Genomic DNA, 23,083 nt, shown 5'->3' with positions numbered 1-23,083 from the left:
GGCGTGCTACCGAGTTCCGAAGCAATGATGGCCCGTCAGGATCGACGCACGGTGCGTGATCAGACGTTGTAGTCCGCCGGCGGCGGTGGCAGTTGGCTGAGGAGTTCGTGCAGGCCGGCGGCCCAGTCGCGGCGGATGCCCTGGTAGTACTCGTCGTCTTCGGTGACGCGGTAGCCCACCGGGTGGATGAGGCTGTCGGTGTGGTAGACCAAGAGGTCCAGTGGCATGCCGACGGAGAGGTTGCTTCGGATGGTGGAGTCGAACGACACCAGGGCGCAGCGCAGGGCCTCTTCCAGGCCGGTGCGGTAGGTGAGGTTGCGGTCGAGGATGGGCTTGCCGTACTTGCTCTCGCCCAGTTGCAGGAAGGGGGTGTCTTCGGTGGCCTGAATGAAGTTGCCCTGGGGGTAGATGCTGTACAGCGCCGGCGGCTGGCCGGCGATCTGCCCGCCGACGAGAAAGGAGCAGGTCAGGTCGGTGTTGCCCGCCAGCGGTGCGCCGTCCCGGGCCACCACCTCGCGGATGGTCTCGGCGACCAAGGCGGTGGCGTCGTACAGGGTCGGCACGCTGTCGAGGTTCACCAGGGTGCTGCCCAGGCGCTGCTTGAGCAGGTTGACCACCGACTGCGAGGTGGCCAGGTTGCCGGCGCTCTGCAGCACGATCAGCCGCTCGCCCGGCACGCCGAAGGTGAACAGCTTGCGGAAGGTGGCGATGTGGTCGATGCCCGCGTTGGTGCGGGAATCGGAGACGAACACCAGGCCATCGGCGAGGTGCATGGCGACGCAGTAGGTCATGTCAGGCTCCTGTTGTTGTAGGCGCCCCGCCCTGCCCATGTTCGGGCGGCATTCCCGGCTGGTGGCCTGCCGGGTGGCAGGCGGGCAGTCAAACGCCGGGGTGCGGCGGAGCGTCGGGGGACCGCGTTACTGCTGTTCCTGGACCATCAGCAGCGGCGGCGGGTCGAGGTCGACCCGCGCGTGCATCTGCTCCCCGCCGCCCCGGCGCATCCCGCGCACGGGGCAGGCGTCGAGGTAGTCCAGCCCCACCGCCAGCTTCAGGTGGCGTTCGGGGCGGGACAACCGGTTGGTGACGTCGAAGCTGTACCAAGCCCCCTCCAGCCAGGCCTCCGCCCAGGCATGGCTGACCAGTTGGCTGTCGCCGTCGCGGTACAGGTAGCCGGAGACGAAGCGCGCCGGCACACCGAGGGTGCGGGCGCAGGCGAGGAAGGCGTGGGTGTGGTCCTGGCAGACGCCGGCACGCCCGGCGAAGGCTTCGGCAGCGGTGCTGTCGACGGCGGTGACGCCGGCCTTGTAGGGCATGTGTTCGTGCAGGGCCTCCATCAGGGTGATGAGCCCGTCGCGCCCGGTGTTGGCCGGGCAGCACTGGTGGGCGAAGGCACGCAGGGCCTCGTCCGCTGCGGTCAGCCGGGTGCTGCGCAGGAACGGCAGCGCGGACTGGGGGTCGTGCTCGGCTTCGCGGCTCTCGTCGATCTCCACCTGGCCACGGGCACCGATGACGATGGCTTCATGGGGCTCGTCCAGGGTCAGCACGTGGAGGATGTTGCCGTACGGGTCCAGCTGCGCGCGCACCGGGCGCGGCAGGTCCAGCTCCCAGCTCAGCACGTGCTGTCGCTCGCTGTCGTGGGGGGTCAGGCGCAGGTACTGGATGCTCGCGCGAACCTGGTCGTCGTAGCGATAGGTGGTTTCGTGGCGGATGGACAGTTTCATACGGCCTCCAGGTAGGAACTGTGGATGGCTCTGGCCAGCTGGCGAACCAGCAGGATGAAGTCGGTGAGCCAGCCGTGCAGGCCCTCACCGAGGATTTCGTCGATGCTCGTGTAGCGCAGGCGGGCGTCCAGCTCGGCGGCGAGCCGCTGGGCCGGGCGGCCGTTCTCGCCGGGCAGCCCGGAGAGGATCAGGTTCAGCTCCTCCATGCAGGCCCGCAGCGAGCGCGGCACGTCGGGGCGCAGCAGCAGCAGCTCGGAGACCTGGCGGGTGCCCGGGGAGCCCCGGTAGACCTCGTTGTAGGCCTCGAAGGAGGACAGCGCCCGCAGCAGCGCACTCCACTGGTAGTAGCCGCGGGCGGAGGTGTCGCTGACCTGTTCGGCGTCCTCGCCGAGCATTTCGTAGCGGGCATCGAGCAGGCGCAGGGTGTTGTCGGCCCGTTCGATGAAGGTGCCCAGGCGAATGAAGCGGTAGGCGTCGTGACGCATGATGGTGCCGAAGGTGGCCCCCCGGAACAGGTGGGAACGCTCCTTCACCCAGTCGCAGAAACGCTTGATGCCGTAGCGGCCGAGGCCTTCGGCGGCGATGCCGCGCATCTCCAGCCAGGTGGCGTTGATGTTCTCCCACATGTCGGCGGTGATGCGCCCGCGCACGGCGTGGGCGTTGGTCCGCGCGGCACGCAGGCAGCTGTAGATGCTGGCCGGGTTGTCGGCATCGAGGGCGAAGAAGTGCAGCATGCGCTCGGCGTGCAGCTGCCCGTGGCGGGTCAGGTAGGCGTCCAGCGTGCCGGTGATCAGCAGCGGCATGGCCAGTTCTTCCAGCCCGTCGCCACGGCCATCCTGGGGCATCAGCGACAGCGAGTAGCTGACGTCCAGCATGCGGGCGAGGTTCTCGGCGCGCTCCAGGTAGCGCGACATCCAGTACAGGTCGGAGGCAGTACGGCTCAGCACGGTCAGTCCTCCACGATCCAGGTGTCCTTGGTACCACCGCCCTGTGACGAGTTGACGACCAGGGAGCCCTCGCGCAGCGCCACCCGGGTCAGCCCGCCGGGCACCAGCCGGGTTTCACGGCCGGAGAGCACGAAGGGGCGCAGGTCGATGTGGCGCGGGGCGATGCCCTTCTCGACGAAGGTCGGGCAGGTGGACAGGCACAGAGTGGGCTGGGCGATGTAGGCGTCGGGACGGGCCTTGAGGCGCTCGCGGAACGCCTCGATCTCGGCCGCCGTGGCGGCCGGCCCGACGAGCATGCCGTAGCCGCCGGAGCCCTGGGTTTCCTTGATCACCAGTTCGGGGAGGTGGGCGAGGACGTGGGACAGTTCCTCCGGCTTGCGGCATTGCCAGGTGGGCACGTTGCGCAGGATGGGCTCCTCGTCGAGGTAGAAGCGGATCATGTCGCCGACATAGGGGTACACCGACTTGTCGTCGGCGACGCCGGTGCCGATGGCGTTGGCCAGCACCACGTTGCCCGAACGGTACGCCGCCAGCAGGCCGGGCACGCCGAGCATGGACTCGGGGTTGAAGGCCAGGGGATCGAGGAAGGCGTCGTCCAGGCGGCGGTAGATCACGTCCACCGGCTGCGGGCCGGAGGTGGTGCGCATGAACACGCGGTCGTCACGCACGAACAGGTCGGCGCCTTCCACCAGCTCGACGCCCATCTCGCGCGCCAGGAAGGCGTGCTCGAAGTAGGCGCTGTTGAAGCGACCGGGGGTCAGCACCACCACGCTGGGGTTGTCCAGCGGGCTGGAGCTCTTGAGCGTTTCCAGCAGCAGGTTCGGGTAGTGGTCGATGGGGGCGACGCGCTGGGCGGCGAACAGCTCGGGGAACAGCCGCATCATCATCTTGCGGTCTTCGAGCATGTAGCTGACGCCGCTGGGGGTGCGCAGGTTGTCCTCCAGCACGTAGTAGGTGCCGTCGCCGTCGCGCACCAGGTCGACCCCGGCGATGTGGGCGTAGATGTCGCGGTGCAGGTCCAGGCCCTGCATGGCGATCTGGTAGCCCTCGTTGGCCAGCACCTGCTCGGCGGGGATGATCCCGGCCTTGATGATGCGTTGCTCGTGGTAGAGGTCGGCGAGGAACAGGTTCAGCGCCTTGACGCGCTGGATGCAACCCCGCTCGACCACACGCCATTCGCTCATGGGGATGGCGCGGGGGATGGTGTCGAAGGGAATCAGGCGCTCGGTGCCCTGCTCGTCCCCGTAGAGGGTGAAGGTGATACCGGCCCGGTGGAACAGCAGGTCGGCTTCGCGCCGCCGCTGGGCAAGCAGTTCTTCGGGGGTTTCGGCCAACCAGCGGGCGAACTCCCGGTAGTGCGGACGGCAATTGCCGCTCGCGTCGTACATCTCGTCATAAAAGGTGCGGGCCATGCCGGACTCCTTGTCGCTACCGACCACCGAGCCGTCGCAAGCGCCGTGCCAGCGACGAAAATCCTTCCCGATCAAGCAGTTGCAACCAGGCCAGAAATTCCCTGCACCACAGCGGTGCAGCCCTGGGAGCGGATCGGGACGCCGCGCCCCGTTTGGCGGCGGCTTGAAGCTAGGACGGTGGGGATCGCCGCTGCGTTCCGTCTTTTTGCGCGGCAGAAAGGAGTCTAGGTCACGCACGCCGGGCTGCCCGGGGAGAGGACGGAAGGTGGCTGCGCCACCCTGTCGCAGGGAGCGGGGCGGCGAGCCGCCCCGTGGGCATCAGGCGCGTTCGGGGAAGGCCAGGTCGAGCCAGTGGCGGTAGAAGCCCTCGGCCACCTGGTTCAGCTCGGCGACGCGCCGGGGCAGGTCATCCAGCATCACCTGGCGGGGTTGCTGGCTGGGCTGGGTCTCGTCCAGCAGGTGGGCCCAGTCGGTGAGCCAGAGGCGTACCAGCTCCTCGGTCATCTCCGGGTGCCCCTGCAGGGCGAGGATCTTGTCCCCCCAGGAGAACCCCTGGTTGGGGCACCAGGGGCTGTCGAACAGCCAGCGCGCGCCTTCGGGCAGGTCGAAGGTGTCGCTGTGCCACTGGTAGACCGGGAACTCCGCCGGCAGGTGCGCCGTCCAGGGGCTGCCCTGGGCATCGGCGCGTTGCTCCAACGGCTGCCAGCCGATCTCGGTGTAGGGCATGCGGTGCACGGCGGCGCCCAGGGCACGGGCCAGCAACTGGCCGCCCAGGCAGTGGCCGATGATGGGGATGTCGCGGGCGATGAAATGGCGCAGGGCGGCCAGCTCGGTGTCGATCCAGGGCAGCGGGTCGTTGACGCTCATCGGGCCGCCCATCACCGCGACGGCCCGGGGCCGGTCGAGGTCGATGCCGTCCAGCTCGCCATGGTCGGCACGCAGGACGCTGTAGGCGATGCCTTCGCGCTCCAGCACGGTGGCCAGGTGGCCGGGGGAACAGAAATCAGCGTGGGTGAGGATCAGGATATCGGTCATGGGGTTGCCTCCGTCGGCGGAGTCTGAGGCAAAGCCCCCGGCCCGGTCGAGGGGACGGAGGGCGTCACGGCCCTCCGCCCTGCCCGCTCACTCCCGGCTCAACACCTTCATGACCCAGCGGTTGACCCAGGCCGGCGAGAGCTGCCCGGCCAGGTACAGCAGGCGGAAGGCGACGCTGATGGGACGGTGCACGGCCGCGCCCTGGGCCTGTTGCCAGCAGGCTTCGGCCACGTCCTCGGCCTGGAGGTTGACGCCGAGGCGACGCAGGGCCGGCGGCTCGAAGGTCTGCCGGCTGACCATGGGCGTGCGCACGAACGGTGGCATCAGGTCGCCGACGCGGATGCCATGGCGCCGCCACTCCAGTTCCAGCGCCTCGGTGAAGCCGCGCACGGCGAACTTGGAGGCGGAGTAGCTGGCCATGTGCGGCGTGCCGTAGACCCCCGACGCCGACCCCATGTTGATGACCTGCGCGCCCGGCGTGGCCTTGAGATAGGGAAAGGCGGCGTGGGTCATCTGCACCACGCCCTGCACGTTGATGGCGAGGATGCGCGCGTGCTCGGCCACGTCGATCTGCTCGAAATAGCCGAAGCGCAGGATGCCGGCGCAGTTGAACAGCAGGCGCAGCTGCCCGCCGTGCTGCCCGCAGAAGTCGGCCAGGGCCTGCTGCACGGCGCCCAGGTCGGTCACGTCCAGCGCGCGGTGCCAGACATTGCCAAGGGCCGCGGCCTGGGTGGCGAGGGCCTCGGCATCGCGGTCCAGCAGGCCCACCTGCCAGCCGCGCTCGTGGAACAGCCGGGCGGTGGCGGCGCCGATGCCGGAGGCTGCGCCGGTGATGAGGAGGGTGGTCATCTCAGCCCTCCTGCGGGTGGTCGAGCCAGTGGCGGATGAACCCGGCGGTGCTCGCCAGGGCCTCATCGGCGCTGCGCAGCAGGCCGGCGTGGGCCTGGAACACGTGCCAGAGCCCGGGGTAGCGCTCCAGGCGGACCCAGCCACCCGCCTCGCGGAGCCTGGCCACCAGGCGCAGGCTGTCGTCGCGCAGCAGTTCATCCTCTGCCACCTGCACCAGCAGCGGCGGCAGGTGCCCGAGATCATCGAACAGCGGCGACAGGGCCGGGTCCCGGCGCTCCATGCCCGGTGGGCAATAGAGGTCGGCGGCCAGCTCCATCCACTTCGGGTGGATCAGCGGGTCGCCGGCCGGTGGCTGGTGCAGGGCGTTGCCGCTGAGGTCGGTGACCGGCGAGTAGCACACCAGGGCGGCCGGTGCCGGCAGGCCGAGCTGGCGCAGGCGCAGGGCGGTGACCAGGGTGAGGTTGCCGCCGGCGGAGTCGCCGCCGATGACGATGCGCGAGGCGGCATGGCCGCTCTCCAGCAGGGCCTGGTAGGCCGCCACGGCGTCATCCCGGCCGGCGGGGAACGGGTGTTCCGGTGCCAGGCGGTAGTCCAGCGCGCAGACGTCGATACCGGCGCGCTTGGCCAGGTTGCCGGCGATGGCACGGTGGGTGGCGGGCGAGCCGGTGATGAAGGCGCCGCCGTGCAGGTACAGCAGCACGGCATCGCCACCGCCCGGTGGGCGGTGCCATTCGCAGGGTCGGCCGGCGAGCTGCGCCGCCTCGCGGGTGACGCCGCGGGGCGCCAGGGTGCTGGCGGTGAGCCCGCGCAGAATGGCGCGCTGCAGCGGGACCGGCAGCGGCGGGCGCATCAACCCGCGGAACAGCAGCGTCAGGGCACCCCGCAGGATGCCGCGCAGGGCCGCCTGACCGGGCGCGGGGGCGGTGAAGTCAACGGACGCAGTCATAGTGTTCCAGCTCCAGGCGGCGGGTTTGCCGGCGGTAGGTGAAGGTGAAACCGGGCCAGTTGTTGGTGTTGCGCCCGTCGGCGGTCTTGTACCAACTCTGGCAACCCTGCTCCCACACGGTGTGGCGCACGGCCTGCTGCAGGCGCTGGTTGAAGCGGTGCTGCACGTCGGGCTTGAGGTCCAGGTAGCGCAGGCCATCGAGGGCGCGGATGCCGTCGAGCACATAGCGGAACTGGCTTTCCAGCATGTAGAGGATGGAGTTGTGCCCGAGGTTGGTGTTCGGCCCGTAGAGCATGAAGAGGTTGGGGAAGCCGCTGACGCTGATGCCGAGGAAGGCCTCGGCGCCGTCGCGCCAGGCTTCGTTAAGGTCGCGTCCGCCACGCCCACGCAGGGTCATCGGGGCGAGGAAGTCGGTGGCGGTGAAGCCGGTGCCGAGGATGATGGCGTCCACCTCGATGCGCCGGCCGTCACGGGCGATCACGGCTTCCTCGGTGACTTCGCTGATGCCACAATCCACCACCTCGACGTTGTCGCGATCCAGCGCCGGGTAGAAGTCGTTGGAGATGAGGATGCGTTTGCAGCCCAGGGGGTAGTCCGGCACCAGGCGCTGGCGCAGCACGGGGTCGGCGATGCCGCGCGCGAGGTGCCGGTGGAAGCGCGCCCGCATCAGTTTCATCAGCGGCGGGAACACCGAGAAGGCCAGCACCCGTGACTCGTGCTGCACGTACTTGAGCAGCCGGTCGACCTTCTGCAACGCCGGCAGGCGACGCATCAGCGCCAGCTCCCAGGGCCGGTAGGCGCGGTCGGGCTTGTGGATCACATAGGCCGCCGAGCGCTGGAACAGGCTCAGCCGGGCGACCTTGGGGGCGATCTGCGGGACGAACTGGATGGCACTGGCGCCGGTGCCGATCACCGCTACCCGCTTGCCTTCCAGGGAGTAGCCGTGGTCCCAGCGGGCGGAGTGGAATAACGCACCCCGGAAGCGTTCCAGCCCCGGCACCTTGGGCCAGGCCGGACGATTCAGCTGGCCGCAGGCACTCACCAGGGCGCGGGCACGGAAGGTCTCGCCAGCGGTGCTGCGTACCTGCCAGGTGCCGTCGCCTTCGTCGAACGTCGCCTCGGCTACTTCACAGCCGAAGCGGATGTGGGGTCGCAGGCCGTACTTGTCGGCGCAGTGGCGCTGGTAGGCGAAGATCTCGGCCTGGGGCGCGAACTTGCGCGACCAGTCGGCCTTGGGCTCGAAGGAGTAGGAATACAGGTGCGAAGGCACGTCGCAGGCGGCGCCGGGGTAGCTGTTGTCGCGCCAGGTGCCGCCGACGTCATCGCCTTTTTCCAGGATCTGGAAATCGCGGATGCCCGCCTTCAACAGCTGGATCGCCAGGCCGATGCCACCGAAACCGGCGCCAATGATGAGCACGCGCAGGGGCGCGCCACTCGGGGAAGTGTTGGTCATTGTTATCTCCCGTTGGCTGGAACCGCGCGGCAGGTCCTGTCCGCGAGGCTGCATGCATCCTAGTTCCGCCACCGGGTTCGGGTTATGGCATAGTCGGACACCTGATTGTGAGTTCCGGACAACCTGCTCAAGCCACCATGACCTGCCCTGCTCCCACATCCCACCGTCGCAGCGCCACCAGCGTGCAGCTGATGATCCAGTTCGGCCTCGACCACGGCCTGAGCCTGGAGCACTGCCTGGCCGGTACCGGGCTCGACTGGCAGCTGCTGGGCGACCCCGGCTCGGAGGTGAACGCGGCCCAGGAACTGAGCCTGCTGCGCAACATCGCCCGGGGGCTGGGGGATCGTCCGGGCATCGGCCTCGAAGCCGGCCGGCGCTACCGCCTGAACACCTACGGCATCTGGGGCTATGCGCTGCTCAGCAGCAGCACCTACCGCAGCGCGGTGGAGCTGGGCCTGCGCTACCAGGACCTGACCTATGCCTTCCACGGCCTGCGTCTCGATGAGGTGGGGGACGCGGCGCAGCTGCACCTGATCCCCTCGTCGCTTCCCGAGGACCTGCGCGGCTTCGTACTGGAACGCGACGTATCCGGCGCGCTCAGCGTGCACCGTGACCTGGCCGGCGGCGGCCTGCCGGTGCGCCGGGCCTGCTTCGCCCTCCCCGCTCCGGCCGATACCACGCCCTGGCGTGCGCTGCTGGGCGTAGAGCCGACCTTCGGCGCGGCGCACAACTGCATCACCTTCGACCGCACCCTGCTGGACCTGCCCCTGCCCGGTGCCAACCCCCAGGCGGCCGCCTACTGCGAGGCCCAGTGCCGCGCCCTGCTGGACCGCCGTCGCCAACGCGACGGTTTTGCCAGCCGCATCCGCGACCTGCTGCTGGGCCGACCGGGCCAGCGGGTGGACATGGAAAGCCTGGCCGCCCAGCTGCACATGACTTCGCGCACCCTCAGGCGCCGCCTGGACGCCGAAGGCACCAGCTTCCGCCAGTTGCAGGACGAAGTGCTGGGCACTCTGGCCGAGGAGCTGCTGCACTCCACCGCCCTGCGCCTGGAGGAGATCGCCGAGCGCCTGGGCTACGGCGAGGTGTCCAACTTCATCCACGCCTTCAAGCGCTGGAAGGGCGTCTCGCCCGGGCAGTTCCGCCGCGACGAACGCTGACCCGCCGCCTCCCAGAACGAAACCGGCCAACCCGAAGGTTGGCCGGCATGGGCAAGGAAACAGGGCTCAGCGCGGCTGCGCCGGCACCTCCTGGGTGACCCCCCAGCCATCGAGTACACCGCCCAGGGGAACCACCAGCTCCTCCAGGTCATGCTCGAAGTCGCCGATGCCGGCGTGGGTGGCGTACATCACCTTGCTCACTTGCAGGTGCCAGGCCCCGTCATCCCGTGGGGAGACCTGGGCGTTGAGCGATTCACCACGGAAATTGCGTGCGGCCATCCGGGCCCGGTCCTCATCGGGGAAGATGGCGTAGAACTCGATGGGGTGAACGCGGGCGAAATCGAAACCGCCCTCTTTCATACGGCGCAAGACATTGCTGCTGACGTCATCGTGGAAGGTGGTGCTCATGTTCAAGACCTCCTCTCTGGCGATGGATGAGTGTGACGCTGGGGTCGAGGGACTCGACCTGCGGCGCCTGGCGGCGCCGCCCCACCCGTGCCCACGGACGCGGGCTCCGGGTGTGACCGGGCCCGAGGGGCCGGCCACGGCTTGGCTTGTACACAACGATCGACTGCATCGGTTTTCAGGGTAGCGCGCAGCGCGCAGCTCTGCCGGGGAGTATGGATGGAAGCCACCGGTCGGACGACGGGCGGCATCCCTGCAGCACTGAATGGGGGGCGGCTCAGCGTACGCTCGACGCCGATATGCTGACCATCCGGAGCCTATAACAAAGTGCGCCCAAAAACGCTGAAACCCCAACAAGCTGGACAGGATCACCATCCTCCACCCGGCGGATAACACCCAGAAGGACTACCCGATCAACTCGACCGAGTACTCGATCCTCTCCGTCAGCGACCAGGACGGCCAGCCGGGCGCCGAGATCATCCTGATCGACAAGAGCAACCGCACCTACGTCATCAACGACCGCCTCGGCACCATCAAACCGCTCTGACCCCCTCAGCTCCCGGCTCCTGCAGGGAGCACCCTTCCCTAGTACGGATGTACTAGCCCACCGCCAAGCGTGAGCCGGTTGGCGTACCGTGACGGGCACCGTCGCTATGCTCGGCGACCTCGATCCCTGCCCGCCCAGCCCGGCGGGCTTCCAGGCCCGCCTCCCGAAGGAACGCCCATGAAGAACGGACTCCCCTGCCTCAGTCTCCTTGCCCTCTCGCTCGCCCTGCTCGGCGGCTGCGTGGCGCCGCCGTCGCTGATGGACCAGCAGCGCCAGTACGAGCAGGAAGTGGTCAGCCAGGCCCGCCAGCTGCACGCCGCCACCGACGACCTGTTCGAGGCGGCGCTGGCCTCCGGCATGGCGGTGGTGGTGACCACCACCATCAACCTCGACAGCCAGCAGTACGACTTCGAGAACAATGACGACACGGTGCGCTTCGAGAAGCTGCGCACCGGCACCGCCGTATGGCGCAACCGCGCCAACCCCAAGCGGGTGCTCCATGTTGGCAACAACATGAAGGCCGAGAAGATCGGCGTGCACGGCTCTCACTACCAGACCGTGTTCGGCCGCACCCTGTACCAGGTCTACATCGTCGAACCCGGCCAGTACGACCTGATGGGCAGCGTCTACAACTCTCCGCGCACCACCGCGCCCAACCCCCAGGCCAATCGCGACATCACCCCCTCCCCCCTGGGCCTGGTGACGCTGGTGGAGAAGGCGTTCAGCGAGTTCGACCGGGGCCAACGCTGGCAGGACCCGCAGTACCAGACCGAGACGGTGAACCAGAGCTATTGCGCAGCCGTACGAGTGGTCAGCGGCGAATGCGTGAGCTGGGGCAACAACGCCTACGACGTCACCCGGCAGACCTCGGCGGGTGGCTGGGTGGCGGACATCAAGGAACGCAAGGTGGCCAGCATCGAGGCCTACAGCGACCTGAAGAAGCCCTTCGCCACCTTCGAGGTGGCCCCAGGCGAGGCGGTGCTGGTGGACGGCTTCTACCCGGAGGCCCCCAACGTCGGCTTCGAGCAGAGCGACTGCCGGCGCGTGGCCAATGACAAGCTCGACTGCCAGCTCTCGGCGCTCTACATGGTGCGCATCCCCACCGGCCTGCAGGAGTTCCGCAGCGCCAGCGATCCGTCCAAGTACGGCTACATGAAGATGAGCAAGGCCCTGGCGAACCTGCAGTACCGCCCGGTCAAGCTCAACGCCAAGCCGGTCAAGGACGACTCCATCTGGGGCGAAACCTACGTGCTCGAGCGCTGAGCCGCTCCCGCGCCAGACAACACCCCCTGGAGTCCACGACTCCAGGGGGTGTTGCGTTCAGGGCCCCGGCCCATCGCATTGCGCACTGGCGCACAGTCCGCCAACAAGCACCCTGCCACTAGTCCATGCGCCCTATTCATGCCGCCCAGGGGGCTCGCTACCGTTCGCCCAGCGCCGCAGACCGGCATACCAGGGAAGACCGCATGAACACTAGGAACAGACTGATCGGGGCCGCCACGCTGGCCCTGCTGGCCCAGACCCCGCAATCGGCCCTCGCCGCGGACTGGTGGGTGATATTCGGCACGGGCGATTCACCGGAGCGCGACATGTTCTACGCCGACGCCCTGTCGGTGGCCGAGCAGCGCCGGGTCTCAGGCGAAACGGAGGCCCCGCGCAGCGTCGGGGTCGTGCAGGTGCTCGAATCCGCCGAGGCGCCGAACTTCGTGCACTACAGCATGCAGTTCCAGTGCCGCCAGCGCCTGGTGAAGTTCGACGGCATCACCGCCTACATGCGCTCCAACACCCCCTCCAACCTGGCCTCGCCGCAGGGCTGGAAACCGGTGCCACAGAGCTGGGTCGACCGCGCCTACACCTTCGCCTGCGACGCGCAGAACCGCGAAGGCAACGCCATGCTGCGGATCGGCAACACCACGGCGGACGTGCTGGCCCAGGTCACCCGTACGCAGATCTGGGGCCTCACGACCCCAGCAGCCTATGACCAGGCACCCGGCGCGGTGCGCAACGGCACCGACGGGGTGATGCGCGACCTCGACATCCTGCTCGGCAACCCGCCCAAGCGCTGAGGAGACGGCCCCCATGACCCTACGCGCCCTGCTCGCCCTGTTCGCCCTGCCCGCCGCCCTGTCCGGCTGCATCCAGATGGACACGCTCCCCGAGATACTGGCCCGCAACCAATGGATGGGGCGCCCTGCCGAAGACGCCATCAGCTACTTCGGCCGCCCCGACGAGATGACGCCCCTCGCCGATGGCCAGGTGGTGATGCGCTGGACCACCGACACCTCCTACTACCGCAGCGAAGTGGTGGGCAGCTCGACGGAGCAGCAGGGCAATGCCCTGGTCACCACCCACTACTGGGACAACGTGCACCACCCCAACCGCTGCATCATCTCCGTGACCGTCGACAAGACCCGGACCATCACCGCGTTCGAGGCCGATGACGGCGAATTACTGCTGTCCAGCGGGTGCGCCAGCATCCAATACGGGCCACCCTGATCCCCCGGATCGTCACTCCTGGGCCATGCGCGCGCGGTAGCGGGCAATGGCCTCGTCGCTGACGTCCTCGCGAAAGCACAAGGGCGCCTCGCCGCCCGGCCGGTCATGGGCACTGCGCCGCCCGCAGCGGCTGCCGTTGCGGGCGGTGCTGTAGGGACAGGGGCAGCTCCCCGCATAGCGGGCGATGGACGCCTCGATCAGCCGGCGAGCGATCTCGTCGTCATCGGGAGAGGGAGTGGTGGGTTGTGCCAGGGCCAGCGTGGCCAGGAAGGCCAGCGGCGCCAGCAAAAGGGAAGACTTCATGTCGGCAGCACTCATCATCCAGGTGATGAGGCAGATTTACCCAAAGGCAACATGCCATCAAGGAATTTTCTTACAAAGAAAATAGGGTTATATCTATTGCCACAGAAGACAGGACACGAATGCAAACCCATTCGACGATCCGTCCGGCAGCGGCATGGGGCATCGGGTACAGCGACCGGGGCATCGCGCTGGCATCCGGAACCTTCATGACCGCGGGCCACTGGTGTGCCCGCCATACGACCACCTGAACAGGGACGTCACCATGCGGCTGACCACCACCGCCTTTCCGCTCCGTCGCCTTGCCCAACACATCGCCCAGGCTTCGCTTCTGCTCGGCGCCTCTTCCGCCTTCGCCCTGCCAACGCCGCTGACCGGCTGTACCACGTCCGGCAACGTGGCCTCGCTGCAATGCGGCCCGACCGACATCCAGATGCAGGGCAACGCGGGAGCCTCCTCGCTGACCGTCACCGACGTGACGGCCAACTCGGTGGCGGTGCTGAGCAACCCCTCGGCCACCGGCCACTTCACCCAGACCCTGACCATCGACGGCACCACCGTGCTGAACCGCAGCGACTACCCGGCGGTGTACATGTACTCCAGCCAGGCGGACTGGAACGCCAACCTGCTGATCGGCTCCGGCGTCAGCATCACCTCGGCCGGCCCGTTCGGCGCGGTCTGGCTGCGCTCGGAGAGCAACGACACGTCCACCCGCAATGAAATCCGCGTGGACAGCGCCGCCACCGTCACCAGCTACGGCACCAACTCGGACGGCATCACTGCCACCTCCAACAATGGCCCGGTATCGGTGATCAACCGTGGGCAGGTGACGGTCGCCAACGGCCGCGGCCTGTACGCCGATGGCGGCTCGGCCAGCCTTGCACCGGTGGATGTGGGCATCACCAACCTGGGCACGGTCCATGCGTTCCAGGCCGGCGCCCGGGCCATCAACTACCAGGGCACCGCACGCATCGACAACCAGGGCAGCGTGCGCTCCACCACCCGGCAGGGCCTGATCGCCTGGTCCGCCAACGGCGGTGCGGAAATCACCAACAGCGGCACCGTGGTAGCCGACCACTACGACGCGGTGGTGGCAGCCGGCACCGACGGCAATGTGAGGGTGACCAACAGCGGCAGCATCACCGCCAACCGCAACCCCAACCTGGCCCAGGTCAGCCCGGACTTCCACGGCATCAGCGCCTACACCAACGGCACCGGCACCGTGACCCTCACCAACACCGCCAGCGGCCTCATCAATGCCGCCCATGACGCGGGCATGGCGGCCGCCAGCGCCCAGGGCACGATCAGCCTGTTCAACGCCGGGCGCATCAACGCCCTCACCGGCCTGCTGGCCGAATCCAACAGCGGGCCGGTGGACATCAGCAACAGCGGCATCCTCACCACCACCGGCGCGGGCATCCGCGTGACCTCGGCCAGCGGCGGCAGCGTGATGAACACCGGCACCGTCGCCAGCGCCGCCACGGCCGTGCAGGTGGACAACGGCGTTGCGCTGAACGTGGACAACCGGGCCGGGGGCACCCTCCTGGGGGGCGTTTCCCTCGGCAGCCTGGCCAACCTGAACAACGCCGGCAGCCTGTACCTGAAACAAGGCGCGACGGTCGCCAACCCGCTCGCCACCGGTTCGGCCGTTGCCAGCAGCGTGGGCGGCAACTTCACCCAGACCGCCAGCGGCACCCTGGGGCTGGCCGCGGCCGGCGGCAGCTACAGCACCCTGGCAGTGGGCGGCAGCGCCAACCTCGGCGGCACCTTCGCGGTGGACGTGAAGCCCACCTTCGCCGGCGGCGACCTGACCAACGTGCTGACGGCCAACGGCGGCGTCACCAACAACGGCCTGCAGGTCACCGACAACTCGTTGCGCTATGCCTTCTCCGCGTTGTTCCGCAACAACGCGGTGGACCTGGTGGTGCGCGACACGGGCATGACCAGCATCAGCGCGGCCGTCTCCCCCAGCCAGCCCGGCGCACGGGGTGCCGCTTCGATCTGGGACGCCCTGCTGGCCAGTGGCACCGACTCGCCCGATCTGGCCCAGGCGCTGAACAGCATCCTCGGCAGCGGCGATGCCGGTGAGGTGAATGACCGGGTCGAGCAAACCCTGCCACTGCTGACCGGCAACTCCCTGTCCCTGGCCCGCGACACCCTCGGCAGCGTCAACGCCGTGGTGCAGTCGCGCATCGACACCGCTCGCGGCCTGTCGTCAGGCGATGCCTTCCTGGGCGACCGCCACCTCTGGCTGAAGCCCTTCGCCACCCATTCCCGCCAGGACAGCCGCAACGGGGTGAACGGCTACAGCGCCGACACCCAGGGGCTGGTGGCCGGCCTCGACGGCAGCCTCTCGACGGACACCGACCTGGGCGTGGCCTTCGCCTACGCCAAGACCGACGTCTCCAGCCACTCCGGCGGCCCCAAGCAGAGCGCCGATGTGGATAGCTACCAGCTCATCCTCTACGGCCGCCACGCGCTGGATGCCCAGAGCGATCTGTCGTTCCAGCTCGACGGGGGTCGCATGAACAATGACGGGCGCCGGCAGATCGACCTGGCAGGCCTCAGCGCGAAGTCCGACTACACCAGCAAGACCGCTCACGCCGGAGTGGCAGTGGACCGCCGCTTCGCCCTGGCGCCGAGCACCACCTTCGCCCCGTCCATCCGCCTGGATTACACCTGGATCGAGGACGAGGCCTATCGCGAGAAAGGTGCCGGCGGCCTGGACCTGCAGGTGAAGTCCCGCAGCACCGACGCCCTGGTGCTCGGCGTGGACGGCACCCTGACCCACGCCCTGAGCGACCAGCTCAAGGTGAGCGCCAACCTCGGCGCCGGCTACGACCTGTACAACCGCGACGCCAGCATCACCTCGACCTATGCCGGCGCACCGGACGCGGCGTTCGTCACCTACGGCACCCATCAGCCGGCCTGGAGCCAGCGGGCCGGCGCCGGACTGACCTACACCACCGCCTCTGGTACCGAGATCACCGGCCGCTACGACGCCACCCACAAGGAAGGCTTCCTCGGGCAGACCGCCTCGGTGCAACTGCGCTGGATGTTCTGACCAGGCCTGCGCCATGAACGCCCGGGCGCACCTGGCCCTGATGGTGCTGCTGGCCACCCTCGCCGGCTGCGCCACGGTGCCCTCCCCGGCCGAGCGCACCCAGCACGCCGATGCGCTGGCGCAGGCGCACGGCTGGGTGGCCGAGGACCTGGACGCAGGGCGCTTCGTGCTGCGCAGCTACCACCCACGGCAAAGCAGCGCTGGCGGGGTGCTGACCGTTTACCTGGAAGGCGACGGGCTGGCCTGGCTCGCCCCTGCCCTGCCCTCGCCCAACCCGACTCCGCTCACCCCGCTCGCCCTGCAACTGGCCCTGGCGCAGCCGGACGGCAGCGCCGCCTACCTGGCCCGCCCCTGCCAGTTCGTGGGCACCCGCCACTGCACGACCCAGGACTGGACGGGGGCACGCTTCGCCCCGGACGTGGTGACCGGCACCAGCCACGCCGTGGACCGCCTCAAGGCACGCCTGGGGGCCAGGGAACTGGTGCTGGTGGGCTACTCCGGCGGGGCCGCCATCGCCCTGCTGGTGGCGGCGCGACGCAAGGATGTGCGCCAGGTCATCACCGTCGCCGGCAACCTCGACCCGGACGCCTGGGCAGATTGGCACCGCGTCCCGCGCCTCACCGCCTCGGACAACCCGGCCCAGCACCACGACGAACTGCGGGCGCTGCCCCAGGTCCACCTGGTCGGCGACCGCGACCCGGTCACGCCCGCCGAACTGGCGCAACGCTTCCAGGCGGCCACCCCCACCGGGACGCCGTCACAGGTGATCGAGATGCCCGGCTTCGACCATGGCTGCTGCTGGGCGCAGGACTGGGTAGCCCTATGGAAACGCCATGCCTATAAAGGCAGCCCAACGCGCCGCTGAGGGTCAGTCGCCGCGCGATGAAGCCAGCAACGCTCGCCCTGCCGGATCGGTGGCCAGCAGGCTGTACTGGTGCAGGCTGAGGAAGCGGCCATCCTTGCACTCCACGTCCCGCAGGGTGCCCTCGAGCACGAAGCCGAGACGCTCCAGCAAACGGGCGCTGGCGGGGTTCTCGGGCTCCACATCGGCGTGAATGCGGTGCACGCCAAGGGTGGCCAGGGCGAAGCGGAGGATGCTAGGCAGGCAGGCCTGCATCAGGCCCTGGCCCCAGTGCTCCGGCATCAGCCAGTAGCCGATGTCGAGGCTGCGGTCGGCGTGGGACCAGTCGTTGAAACCGCAGGCGCCCACCAACTCGTCCTGCCCCGGCAAGGCGATGCCCCACCAGATACCTCGGCGCTCCTCAAGGAGCGAGTCGTACCAGCGCATCTGCTCGTCCGTCGCCTCCAGGCTGTCGTAGGACACGCCGTAGTGGGCGATCACCTGGGGGTGGGACAACCCGGCGAAGATCGCCCCGACGTCACGGGGATGGATCCGTCGCAGCGTGCAGCGGGGCAGCAGGAATTCGGGAAACTGGGCAGGCAAGTCCGCCATGGTCCAACTCTCAGGGCTTGATCAGGGCACGCATGCTCGCAACAAAGGACCAGGGAGCACAGGGACAGTAAGGGCCGGGATGAGCGGAACAGCAGAGCGCCGATCTGGAATGGACAAGAGCGCAGGGCAATACGGGCGGCGCCAGGTACGTATAGGTGCGGACGCTGAAAAGCAAAAACCCCTGACTTCACTAGGAATATCAGGGGTTTGCTTGTATCGGAAAGTGGCGGTGAGGGAGGGATTCGAACCCTCGATACGGTTTCCCGTATACACACTTTCCAGGCGTGCTCCTTCAACCGCTCGGACACCTCACCGGAATCTCTCTGAGGCGTTGGCCCCGTCGAGGTGCGCTAATTTAGTGGAGTGTTTTCCGGAATGCAAATATTTTTTTGAGAATTTTCATGCGCTTATGGCCGACGCCCGGATTCGGCATCGGCACGGTGCGGGGCGTCGTCGAATTTGAGGCTGCCGAAGAACACGAAGCCGAACGAGACCACGACGCCGAGCACGAACAGCAGCAGCACGCCCATTGGGCTTTTCAGGGTGGCGCTCTGGGCGAGCAGCACGGAACCACCGAGCAGGATGAGCGCGAGGATGATGGCAGCGCGATTGATCCACTTGTCCATAAGACCTCCTGGAATGGGGAACGCTGCCACCCTAGGGAGCGGTCGCGCCAGGGGCCAATTGGTCTTGGGTATCGGCCTGATAGAAAACCTCGCGGATGCGCTGAAGCCCGCATGGTGGCTGACTTGCCAGTCAGCCAAAGCGCTTTACCTGCCCACCGCCCGTGGGTAACGTCTGCCGCATTCCACAACAAGGACTCCCGCCATGAGTGAGCTGATCTCCTACCAACTCGAAGACGGCATCGCCACCCTGACCCTGTCCAACGGCAAGGTGAACGCCATCTCCCCGGATGTGATCGCCGCCTTCAATGCCGCGCTGGACCGCGCCGAGCAGGACCGCGCCATCGTCATCCTCACCGGCCAGCCGGGCATCCTCTCCGGCGGCTATGACCTGAAGGTGATGACCTCCGGCCCGCAGAACGCGGTGAACCTGGTCGCCGCCGGCTCCACCCTGGCCCGCCGCATGCTGGCCCACCCCTACCCCATCATCGTTGCCTGCCCTGGTCATGCCGTGGCCAAGGGTGCCTTCCTGCTGCTGTCGGCCGACTACCGGATCGGCGTCGAAGGGCCGTTCAACATCGGCCTGAACGAGGTGCAGATCGGCATGACCATGCACCACGTGGGCATCGAACTGGCCCGTGACCGCCTGCGCAAGTCCGCCTTCCACCGCTCGGTGATCAACGGCGAGATGTTCGACCCGCAAGGCGCGCTGGACGCCGGCTTCCTCGACAAGGTGGTTCCGGCCGAAGCATTGCTGCCGACCGCCCTGGCGGCCGCACAGCAGTTGAAGAAGATCAACATGACCGCCCATCGCAACACCAAGCTGAAGGTGCGCAAGGCACTGCTGGAAACCCTCGACCAGGCCATCGAGCTGGACAAGCAGCACCTGGGCTAAGCGCCCCCGGCAAGCCCCCGAAGCCCGGCCCAGCGCCGGGCTTTTTCATGCTGGCGGGTCGCGCTCGCTCAGCGGAGCGGTTGTGGAGCGCCGCTCATTTTCCGACGGGTGATGGCACGTTGACAGGTGAGCTTGGCAAACCTGTATTACTTTTAATGCGTGGGGCAGTCAGGGACGGTAGCCGCCAGCCTTCCATCCGCTTGGGGAGTCCCGAATGAGAATCGTCCACAAGGTCAGCCTCGCCGCAGCCGCCGTGCTGTTCCTGACCACCGCGCTGTTGTCCCTCTCCCAGGTGAGCCAGGTCCGCGAGACGCTGCGCGCCCAGACCGAGTCCAGCATTTCCGAAAGCAGCAACGCACTGGCCCGGCAGATCGAGAACTGGCTCAACGCCAAGCTCCGCCTGATGGACCTCATGGCGCAGAACGTCGACAGCCAATACAGCCCCGAGCAGACCCAACGGGTGTTCGATTCGCCCATGCTGCGCAACGAATTCATCCTGGTATTCGGTGCACTGGAGGCAGACGGCAAGCCGATCAAGAACGATGCGTCCTGGCAGCCCAAGCCGGACTGGGACGGTCGCCAGCGCCCCTGGTACGCAGTCGGCAAGAACGGCAGCCAGGCCGTGCTCACCGAGCCCTACACCGACTCCACCACAGGCGAGATCCTCATTTCTGCCGTTGCGCGCATCACCGATGCCGGCAAATTCCTCGGTGTGATGGGCGGTGACATCCGCCTGAAGACCGTGGCCGATGCCGTCAACACCCTGGATTTCAACGGCGCCGGCTATGCCTTCCTGCTGAGCCGCGACGGCAACATCATTTCCCACCCGGACACCAAGCTGAACGGCAAGTCCTACAGCGAGCTGTTCGACGGCAAGAGCCCGGCGCTGCGCAAGGAGCTGCAGGAGGTGGAAGCCGGAGGCAAGAAGCTGCTCGTCTCCTTCACCCCGCTGCCCAACCTCAAGGGGATGGACTGGTACATCGGCGTGGTCCTCGACCAGGACAAGGTGATGGCCGAGGCCAATGCCCTGAGCTGGCGCGCCGTGATCGGCACTGTGCTGGGCGTGGTGATCAGCCTGGTGGTGCTCAGCCTGCTGGTGAAGAGCCTGCTGCGCCCGCTGGACGGCCTGGCCGCCTCGCTGCGCGAGATCAACAGCGGCGAGGGCGACCTGACCCGGCGCCTGCCGGCCGAGGGCAATGACGAGATTTCCGTGCTGTCCCGCGAGTTCAACGGCTTCCTGCAGAACCTGCAGACGCTGATCGCCGACGTGATGAGCAGCTCCCGCCAGGTTCGCGGCAGTACCCAGCTCACCTCCCACGAAGCCGAGCAGGCCGCCAGCCGCCTGCAGGTGCAGCTGCAGGAGCTGGACCAGTTGGCCACCGCCATGCAGGAGATGGCCTCCACTGCCGAGGAGGTGGCGCGCAACGCCCAGGCCGCAGCCCAGGCTGCCTTGGCGGCCAACGAGGAGACCGAGAATGGCGTGGGGGTGGTTTCCAACTCCACCCAGGCGATCAAGCAGCTGGCCGACGAGATGGAGGACACCGGCCAGGCCATCAACGAGCTGGCCAAGCTGAGCCAGAACATCGAGTCGATCCTCTCGGTGATCACCAGCATCGCCGACCAGACCAACCTGCTGGCCCTCAACGCGGCCATCGAGGCGGCGCGGGCGGGCGAATCAGGGCGGGGCTTCGCCGTGGTGGCGGACGAGGTGCGCTCCCTGGCCTCCCGCACCCAGCAGTCGACCCAGGAAATCCGCCAGATGATCGACCAGTTGCAGACCGGTGTACGCCAGGCCGAGCAACGCATGCAGCAGAGCCGCGACACCGCGAGCCGCACGGCAGAGGACGCCGGCGCGGCCAACGACATGCTCGGGCGCATCCGCGAGGCCATCAACCGCATCAACGACATGAACCTGCAGATCGCCACGGCGGCCGAGGAACAGAGCGCCACCACCGAAGAGATCAACCGCAACACCACCAACATCCGCGACATCAGCCACGAGGTGGCCGGCGGCGCCGAGCAGCAGGTGCGCCAATGCGCGGTGATGGTGGATCAGGTCGGCCAGCAGGATCGCCTGCTCAGCCGCTTCAGGATCTGACCACGCGCCGCGCCTGGCGCGGCATTCCCGGAGGCCGCCATGCGTATGCTCCTGCGCCTCGCCTTCGTCTGCGCCCTGTTGCTGGGGCGCGCGGAGGCCGATCCCATCGAGGTCACCATCCTTTGCGATTCCGGCTACCCGCCCTATAGCTACGAGGAGAACGGCGAGGCCCGGGGCCTGTACACCGACATCCTGCGCAGCGTGTTCAAGCGCATGCCGGAGTACCACGTGTCCATCCGTCCCCTCCCCTGGCCCCGTGGCCTGGCGGAGATCGCCAAGGGCAGCGCCTTCGCCCTCTATCCGCCCTACTACCGGCCTGAAGAGCGGCCGTGGATGGAATATTCCCGGCCGATCCTGGAGGAGCGCCTGGCGGTGTTCATCCGCCCGGGCCTGGCGGGCAAGCGCCACTTCGAGGACTTCCCCAGGGCCTATGCCGGGTTGCGGGTGGGCCTGAACAGCGGCTTCGTCACGGTGGACGACGTGCGCTACCGCGACATGGTGGAGTCCGGGGTGATCGACCAGTCCTACGCCCGCGACAACCGCACCAACCTGCTGAAACTGCTGCACCAGCGCACCGACGTGTACATCAACGACCGGCTGTCGATCCTCTGGGAGCTGCAGCGCATGGTCCGCGACGGCAGTCTGAGCCATGACGAGGCCAGCCGCCTGGTGGAGGGCCCGACGCTGTCCACCGAGCATGGCCACCTGGGGTTCTCCCGCCTGAACACCGAGGCCTATCCGTACCGGGCCGATTTCATCCAGCACTTCAATACCGCGCTGGGCGAAGTGATGGACGACGGCACGGTGGCTCGGCTGGTGCGGGAATACAGCGCACTGGAGCCCGAGCTGCCCACGCCGGGGCGCGGCCATTGACCCCGGTGGCCTGCGATTGCAGGCAAAAGTGCACACCCGTACACTGCGCGCCTTTTACCTGATCGAGCGAGCCCGATGCTTTTTCTCCTGCGCATGGTCCTGATGGGCGTGCATTTCATCATCGCCGGCGTCGCCGGTCTGCTGCTGGGCCTGTGCCGCCCGTTCAACCCCGACAACAGCCGCCTGTGTGCTCGTCTCTACGGGCTGCCAGGCCTGTGCATCATGCGCTTGAAGCTCAAGGCCGAGGTCAGTACGCTGACCCGGGACCACCCCTGCGTGATCATCGCCAACCACCAGTCCAACTTCGATCTCTACGTGCTGGGCCGGGTGGTACCGCCACGTACCGTCAGCATCGGCAAGAAGAGCCTGAAATGGATTCCCTTCTTCGGCCAGCTCTATTGGCTGGCCGGCAATGTGCTGATCGACCGGGGCAACGCCCGCCGCGCCCGCGACGCGATGGTCACCACCACCGAAACGCTGCGCAATCGCGACACCTCCATCTGGGTCTTCCCCGAAGGCACCCGCAACCAGGGCAAACGCCTGCTGCCGTTCAAGCGCGGGGCTTTCCAGATGGCCATCAACGCGGGAGTGCCGATCATTCCCGTGTGCGTCAGCAACTACGTCCGTCAACTGCGGCTGAACAGTTGGAACAGTGGCCGGGTGCTGATCCGTGCGCTGCCGGCCATCCCCACGGCCGGCCTGACACTCGACGACATGCCCGCGCTGATGGAGGAGTGCCGCCAGCGCATGCTCGACTGCATCGAGGGCATGGACCGCGAACTGGCCACCGACTGATAGCGCCCACG

Annotated in this window: 22 protein-coding genes and 1 tRNA gene; 10 read left to right on the top strand and 13 right to left on the bottom strand. The window is 67.9% G+C overall.

The window, feature by feature from the left end:
* Positions 1-59: 59 nt before the first annotated feature.
* The 8 genes from BM198_RS09010 to BM198_RS08975 form a co-directional block, all read right to left on the bottom strand.
* Positions 60-791 carry a proteasome-type protease gene (locus BM198_RS09010; RefSeq protein ID WP_044400296.1) on the bottom strand — a complete coding sequence of 244 codons (732 nt, stop codon included), beginning with the start codon at positions 789-791 and terminating at the stop codon, positions 60-62.
* A 126-nt stretch (positions 792-917) separates the two neighbouring features.
* Positions 918-1,721 carry a transglutaminase family protein gene (locus BM198_RS09005; protein WP_074969354.1) on the bottom strand — a complete coding sequence of 268 codons (804 nt, stop codon included), beginning with the start codon at positions 1,719-1,721 and terminating at the stop codon, positions 918-920.
* Complete coding sequence (locus tag BM198_RS09000; RefSeq protein WP_044400290.1) at positions 1,718-2,668, bottom strand: alpha-E domain-containing protein; 951 nt, start codon at positions 2,666-2,668, stop codon at positions 1,718-1,720. Before BM198_RS09000 ends, BM198_RS09005 begins: the two co-directional genes overlap by 4 nt.
* A 2-nt stretch (positions 2,669-2,670) precedes the next feature.
* Positions 2,671-4,080 (bottom strand): circularly permuted type 2 ATP-grasp protein, encoded by a 1,410-nt coding sequence (locus tag BM198_RS08995; protein ID WP_074969351.1) that lies wholly within the window; start codon positions 4,078-4,080, stop codon positions 2,671-2,673.
* Positions 4,081-4,398: 318 nt separating this feature from the next.
* Entirely contained in the window at positions 4,399-5,115 is a 717-nt protein-coding gene (locus BM198_RS08990) for a type 1 glutamine amidotransferase (RefSeq protein WP_074969349.1), read from the bottom strand.
* 87 nt (positions 5,116-5,202) lie between these two features.
* Positions 5,203-5,964, bottom strand: a complete 762-nt coding sequence (locus BM198_RS08985) for an SDR family oxidoreductase (protein WP_044400278.1) — start codon at positions 5,962-5,964, stop codon at positions 5,203-5,205.
* Position 5,965: 1 nt separating this feature from the next.
* On the bottom strand, positions 5,966-6,910 hold the full coding sequence (locus BM198_RS08980; protein WP_074969347.1) for an alpha/beta hydrolase: 945 nt from the start codon (positions 6,908-6,910) through the stop codon (positions 5,966-5,968).
* Positions 6,894-8,363 carry a flavin-containing monooxygenase gene (locus BM198_RS08975; RefSeq protein WP_074969345.1) on the bottom strand — a complete coding sequence of 490 codons (1,470 nt, stop codon included), beginning with the start codon at positions 8,361-8,363 and terminating at the stop codon, positions 6,894-6,896. The genes BM198_RS08980 and BM198_RS08975 overlap by 17 nt, the downstream gene beginning before the upstream one ends.
* A gap of 137 nt (positions 8,364-8,500) precedes the next feature.
* Between BM198_RS08975 and BM198_RS08970 the strand changes: the two genes are divergently transcribed.
* Positions 8,501-9,523, top strand: coding sequence for an AraC family transcriptional regulator (locus tag BM198_RS08970; protein WP_074969343.1), 1,023 nt, complete (start codon positions 8,501-8,503; stop codon positions 9,521-9,523).
* Between the two features lie 66 nt (positions 9,524-9,589).
* On the opposite strand, the gene BM198_RS08965 is transcribed toward BM198_RS08970, so the two are convergent.
* Positions 9,590-9,931, bottom strand: a complete 342-nt coding sequence (locus tag BM198_RS08965) for a ribonuclease E inhibitor RraB (protein ID WP_069561933.1) — start codon at positions 9,929-9,931, stop codon at positions 9,590-9,592.
* 721 nt (positions 9,932-10,652) lie between these two features.
* Between BM198_RS08965 and BM198_RS08960 the strand changes: the two genes are divergently transcribed.
* From BM198_RS08960 to BM198_RS08950, 3 genes are all read left to right on the top strand, one after another.
* Positions 10,653-11,738, top strand: coding sequence for a hypothetical protein (locus BM198_RS08960; RefSeq protein ID WP_083422359.1), 1,086 nt, complete (start codon positions 10,653-10,655; stop codon positions 11,736-11,738).
* Positions 11,739-11,941: 203 nt separating this feature from the next.
* Entirely contained in the window at positions 11,942-12,541 is a 600-nt protein-coding gene (locus BM198_RS08955; protein WP_074969341.1) for a hypothetical protein, read from the top strand.
* A gap of 13 nt (positions 12,542-12,554) precedes the next feature.
* Positions 12,555-12,971 carry a hypothetical protein gene (locus BM198_RS08950; protein ID WP_044400257.1) on the top strand — a complete coding sequence of 139 codons (417 nt, stop codon included), beginning with the start codon at positions 12,555-12,557 and terminating at the stop codon, positions 12,969-12,971.
* A 12-nt stretch (positions 12,972-12,983) separates the two neighbouring features.
* Here BM198_RS08950 and BM198_RS08945 read toward each other — a convergent pair whose 3' ends face one another.
* Positions 12,984-13,274 carry a hypothetical protein gene (locus BM198_RS08945; RefSeq protein WP_074969339.1) on the bottom strand — a complete coding sequence of 97 codons (291 nt, stop codon included), beginning with the start codon at positions 13,272-13,274 and terminating at the stop codon, positions 12,984-12,986.
* Positions 13,275-13,536: 262 nt separating this feature from the next.
* Here BM198_RS08945 and BM198_RS08940 point away from each other — a divergent pair, with 262 nt between their 5' ends.
* Together BM198_RS08940 and BM198_RS08935 are read left to right on the top strand one after the other, a co-directional pair.
* Positions 13,537-16,335, top strand: a complete 2,799-nt coding sequence (locus tag BM198_RS08940; protein ID WP_074969337.1) for an autotransporter outer membrane beta-barrel domain-containing protein — start codon at positions 13,537-13,539, stop codon at positions 16,333-16,335.
* A 13-nt stretch (positions 16,336-16,348) separates the two neighbouring features.
* Positions 16,349-17,200, top strand: coding sequence for an alpha/beta hydrolase family protein (locus BM198_RS08935; RefSeq protein ID WP_244165687.1), 852 nt, complete (start codon positions 16,349-16,351; stop codon positions 17,198-17,200).
* Positions 17,201-17,203: 3 nt separating this feature from the next.
* Here BM198_RS08935 and BM198_RS08930 read toward each other — a convergent pair whose 3' ends face one another.
* The 3 genes from BM198_RS08930 to BM198_RS08920 all read right to left on the bottom strand — a co-directional run bounded on the left by BM198_RS08930 (position 17,204) and on the right by BM198_RS08920 (position 18,414).
* The gene (locus tag BM198_RS08930; protein ID WP_074969335.1) at positions 17,204-17,788 is read right to left on the bottom strand and encodes a GNAT family N-acetyltransferase; all 585 of its coding nucleotides are present in this window, start codon (positions 17,786-17,788) and stop codon (positions 17,204-17,206) included.
* A 224-nt stretch (positions 17,789-18,012) separates the two neighbouring features.
* Positions 18,013-18,102, bottom strand: a tRNA-Ser gene (locus BM198_RS08925).
* 93 nt (positions 18,103-18,195) lie between these two features.
* The gene (locus BM198_RS08920) at positions 18,196-18,414 is read right to left on the bottom strand and encodes a hypothetical protein (RefSeq protein WP_074969333.1); all 219 of its coding nucleotides are present in this window, start codon (positions 18,412-18,414) and stop codon (positions 18,196-18,198) included.
* Positions 18,415-18,616: 202 nt separating this feature from the next.
* On the opposite strand from BM198_RS08920, the gene BM198_RS08915 reads away from it, so the two are divergent.
* The 4 genes from BM198_RS08915 (at position 18,617) to BM198_RS08900 (ending at position 23,072) form a co-directional block, all read left to right on the top strand.
* Positions 18,617-19,306, top strand: a complete 690-nt coding sequence (locus tag BM198_RS08915; RefSeq protein ID WP_044400244.1) for a crotonase/enoyl-CoA hydratase family protein — start codon at positions 18,617-18,619, stop codon at positions 19,304-19,306.
* Positions 19,307-19,520: 214 nt separating this feature from the next.
* Positions 19,521-21,404 (top strand): methyl-accepting chemotaxis protein, encoded by a 1,884-nt coding sequence (locus BM198_RS08910; RefSeq protein WP_044400241.1) that lies wholly within the window; start codon positions 19,521-19,523, stop codon positions 21,402-21,404.
* A gap of 39 nt (positions 21,405-21,443) precedes the next feature.
* Entirely contained in the window at positions 21,444-22,277 is an 834-nt protein-coding gene (locus BM198_RS08905) for a substrate-binding periplasmic protein (RefSeq protein ID WP_074969331.1), read from the top strand.
* A 75-nt stretch (positions 22,278-22,352) separates the two neighbouring features.
* Complete coding sequence (locus BM198_RS08900; protein WP_074969329.1) at positions 22,353-23,072, top strand: 1-acylglycerol-3-phosphate O-acyltransferase; 720 nt, start codon at positions 22,353-22,355, stop codon at positions 23,070-23,072.
* The last annotated feature ends 11 nt before the right edge of the window (positions 23,073-23,083 follow it).

This window comes from Metapseudomonas otitidis (assembly GCF_900111835.1).
In the GTDB taxonomy this organism is placed as follows: Bacteria; Pseudomonadota; Gammaproteobacteria; order Pseudomonadales; family Pseudomonadaceae; genus Metapseudomonas; species Metapseudomonas otitidis.
This window is presented reverse-complemented; position numbering and strand designations above follow the sequence as displayed.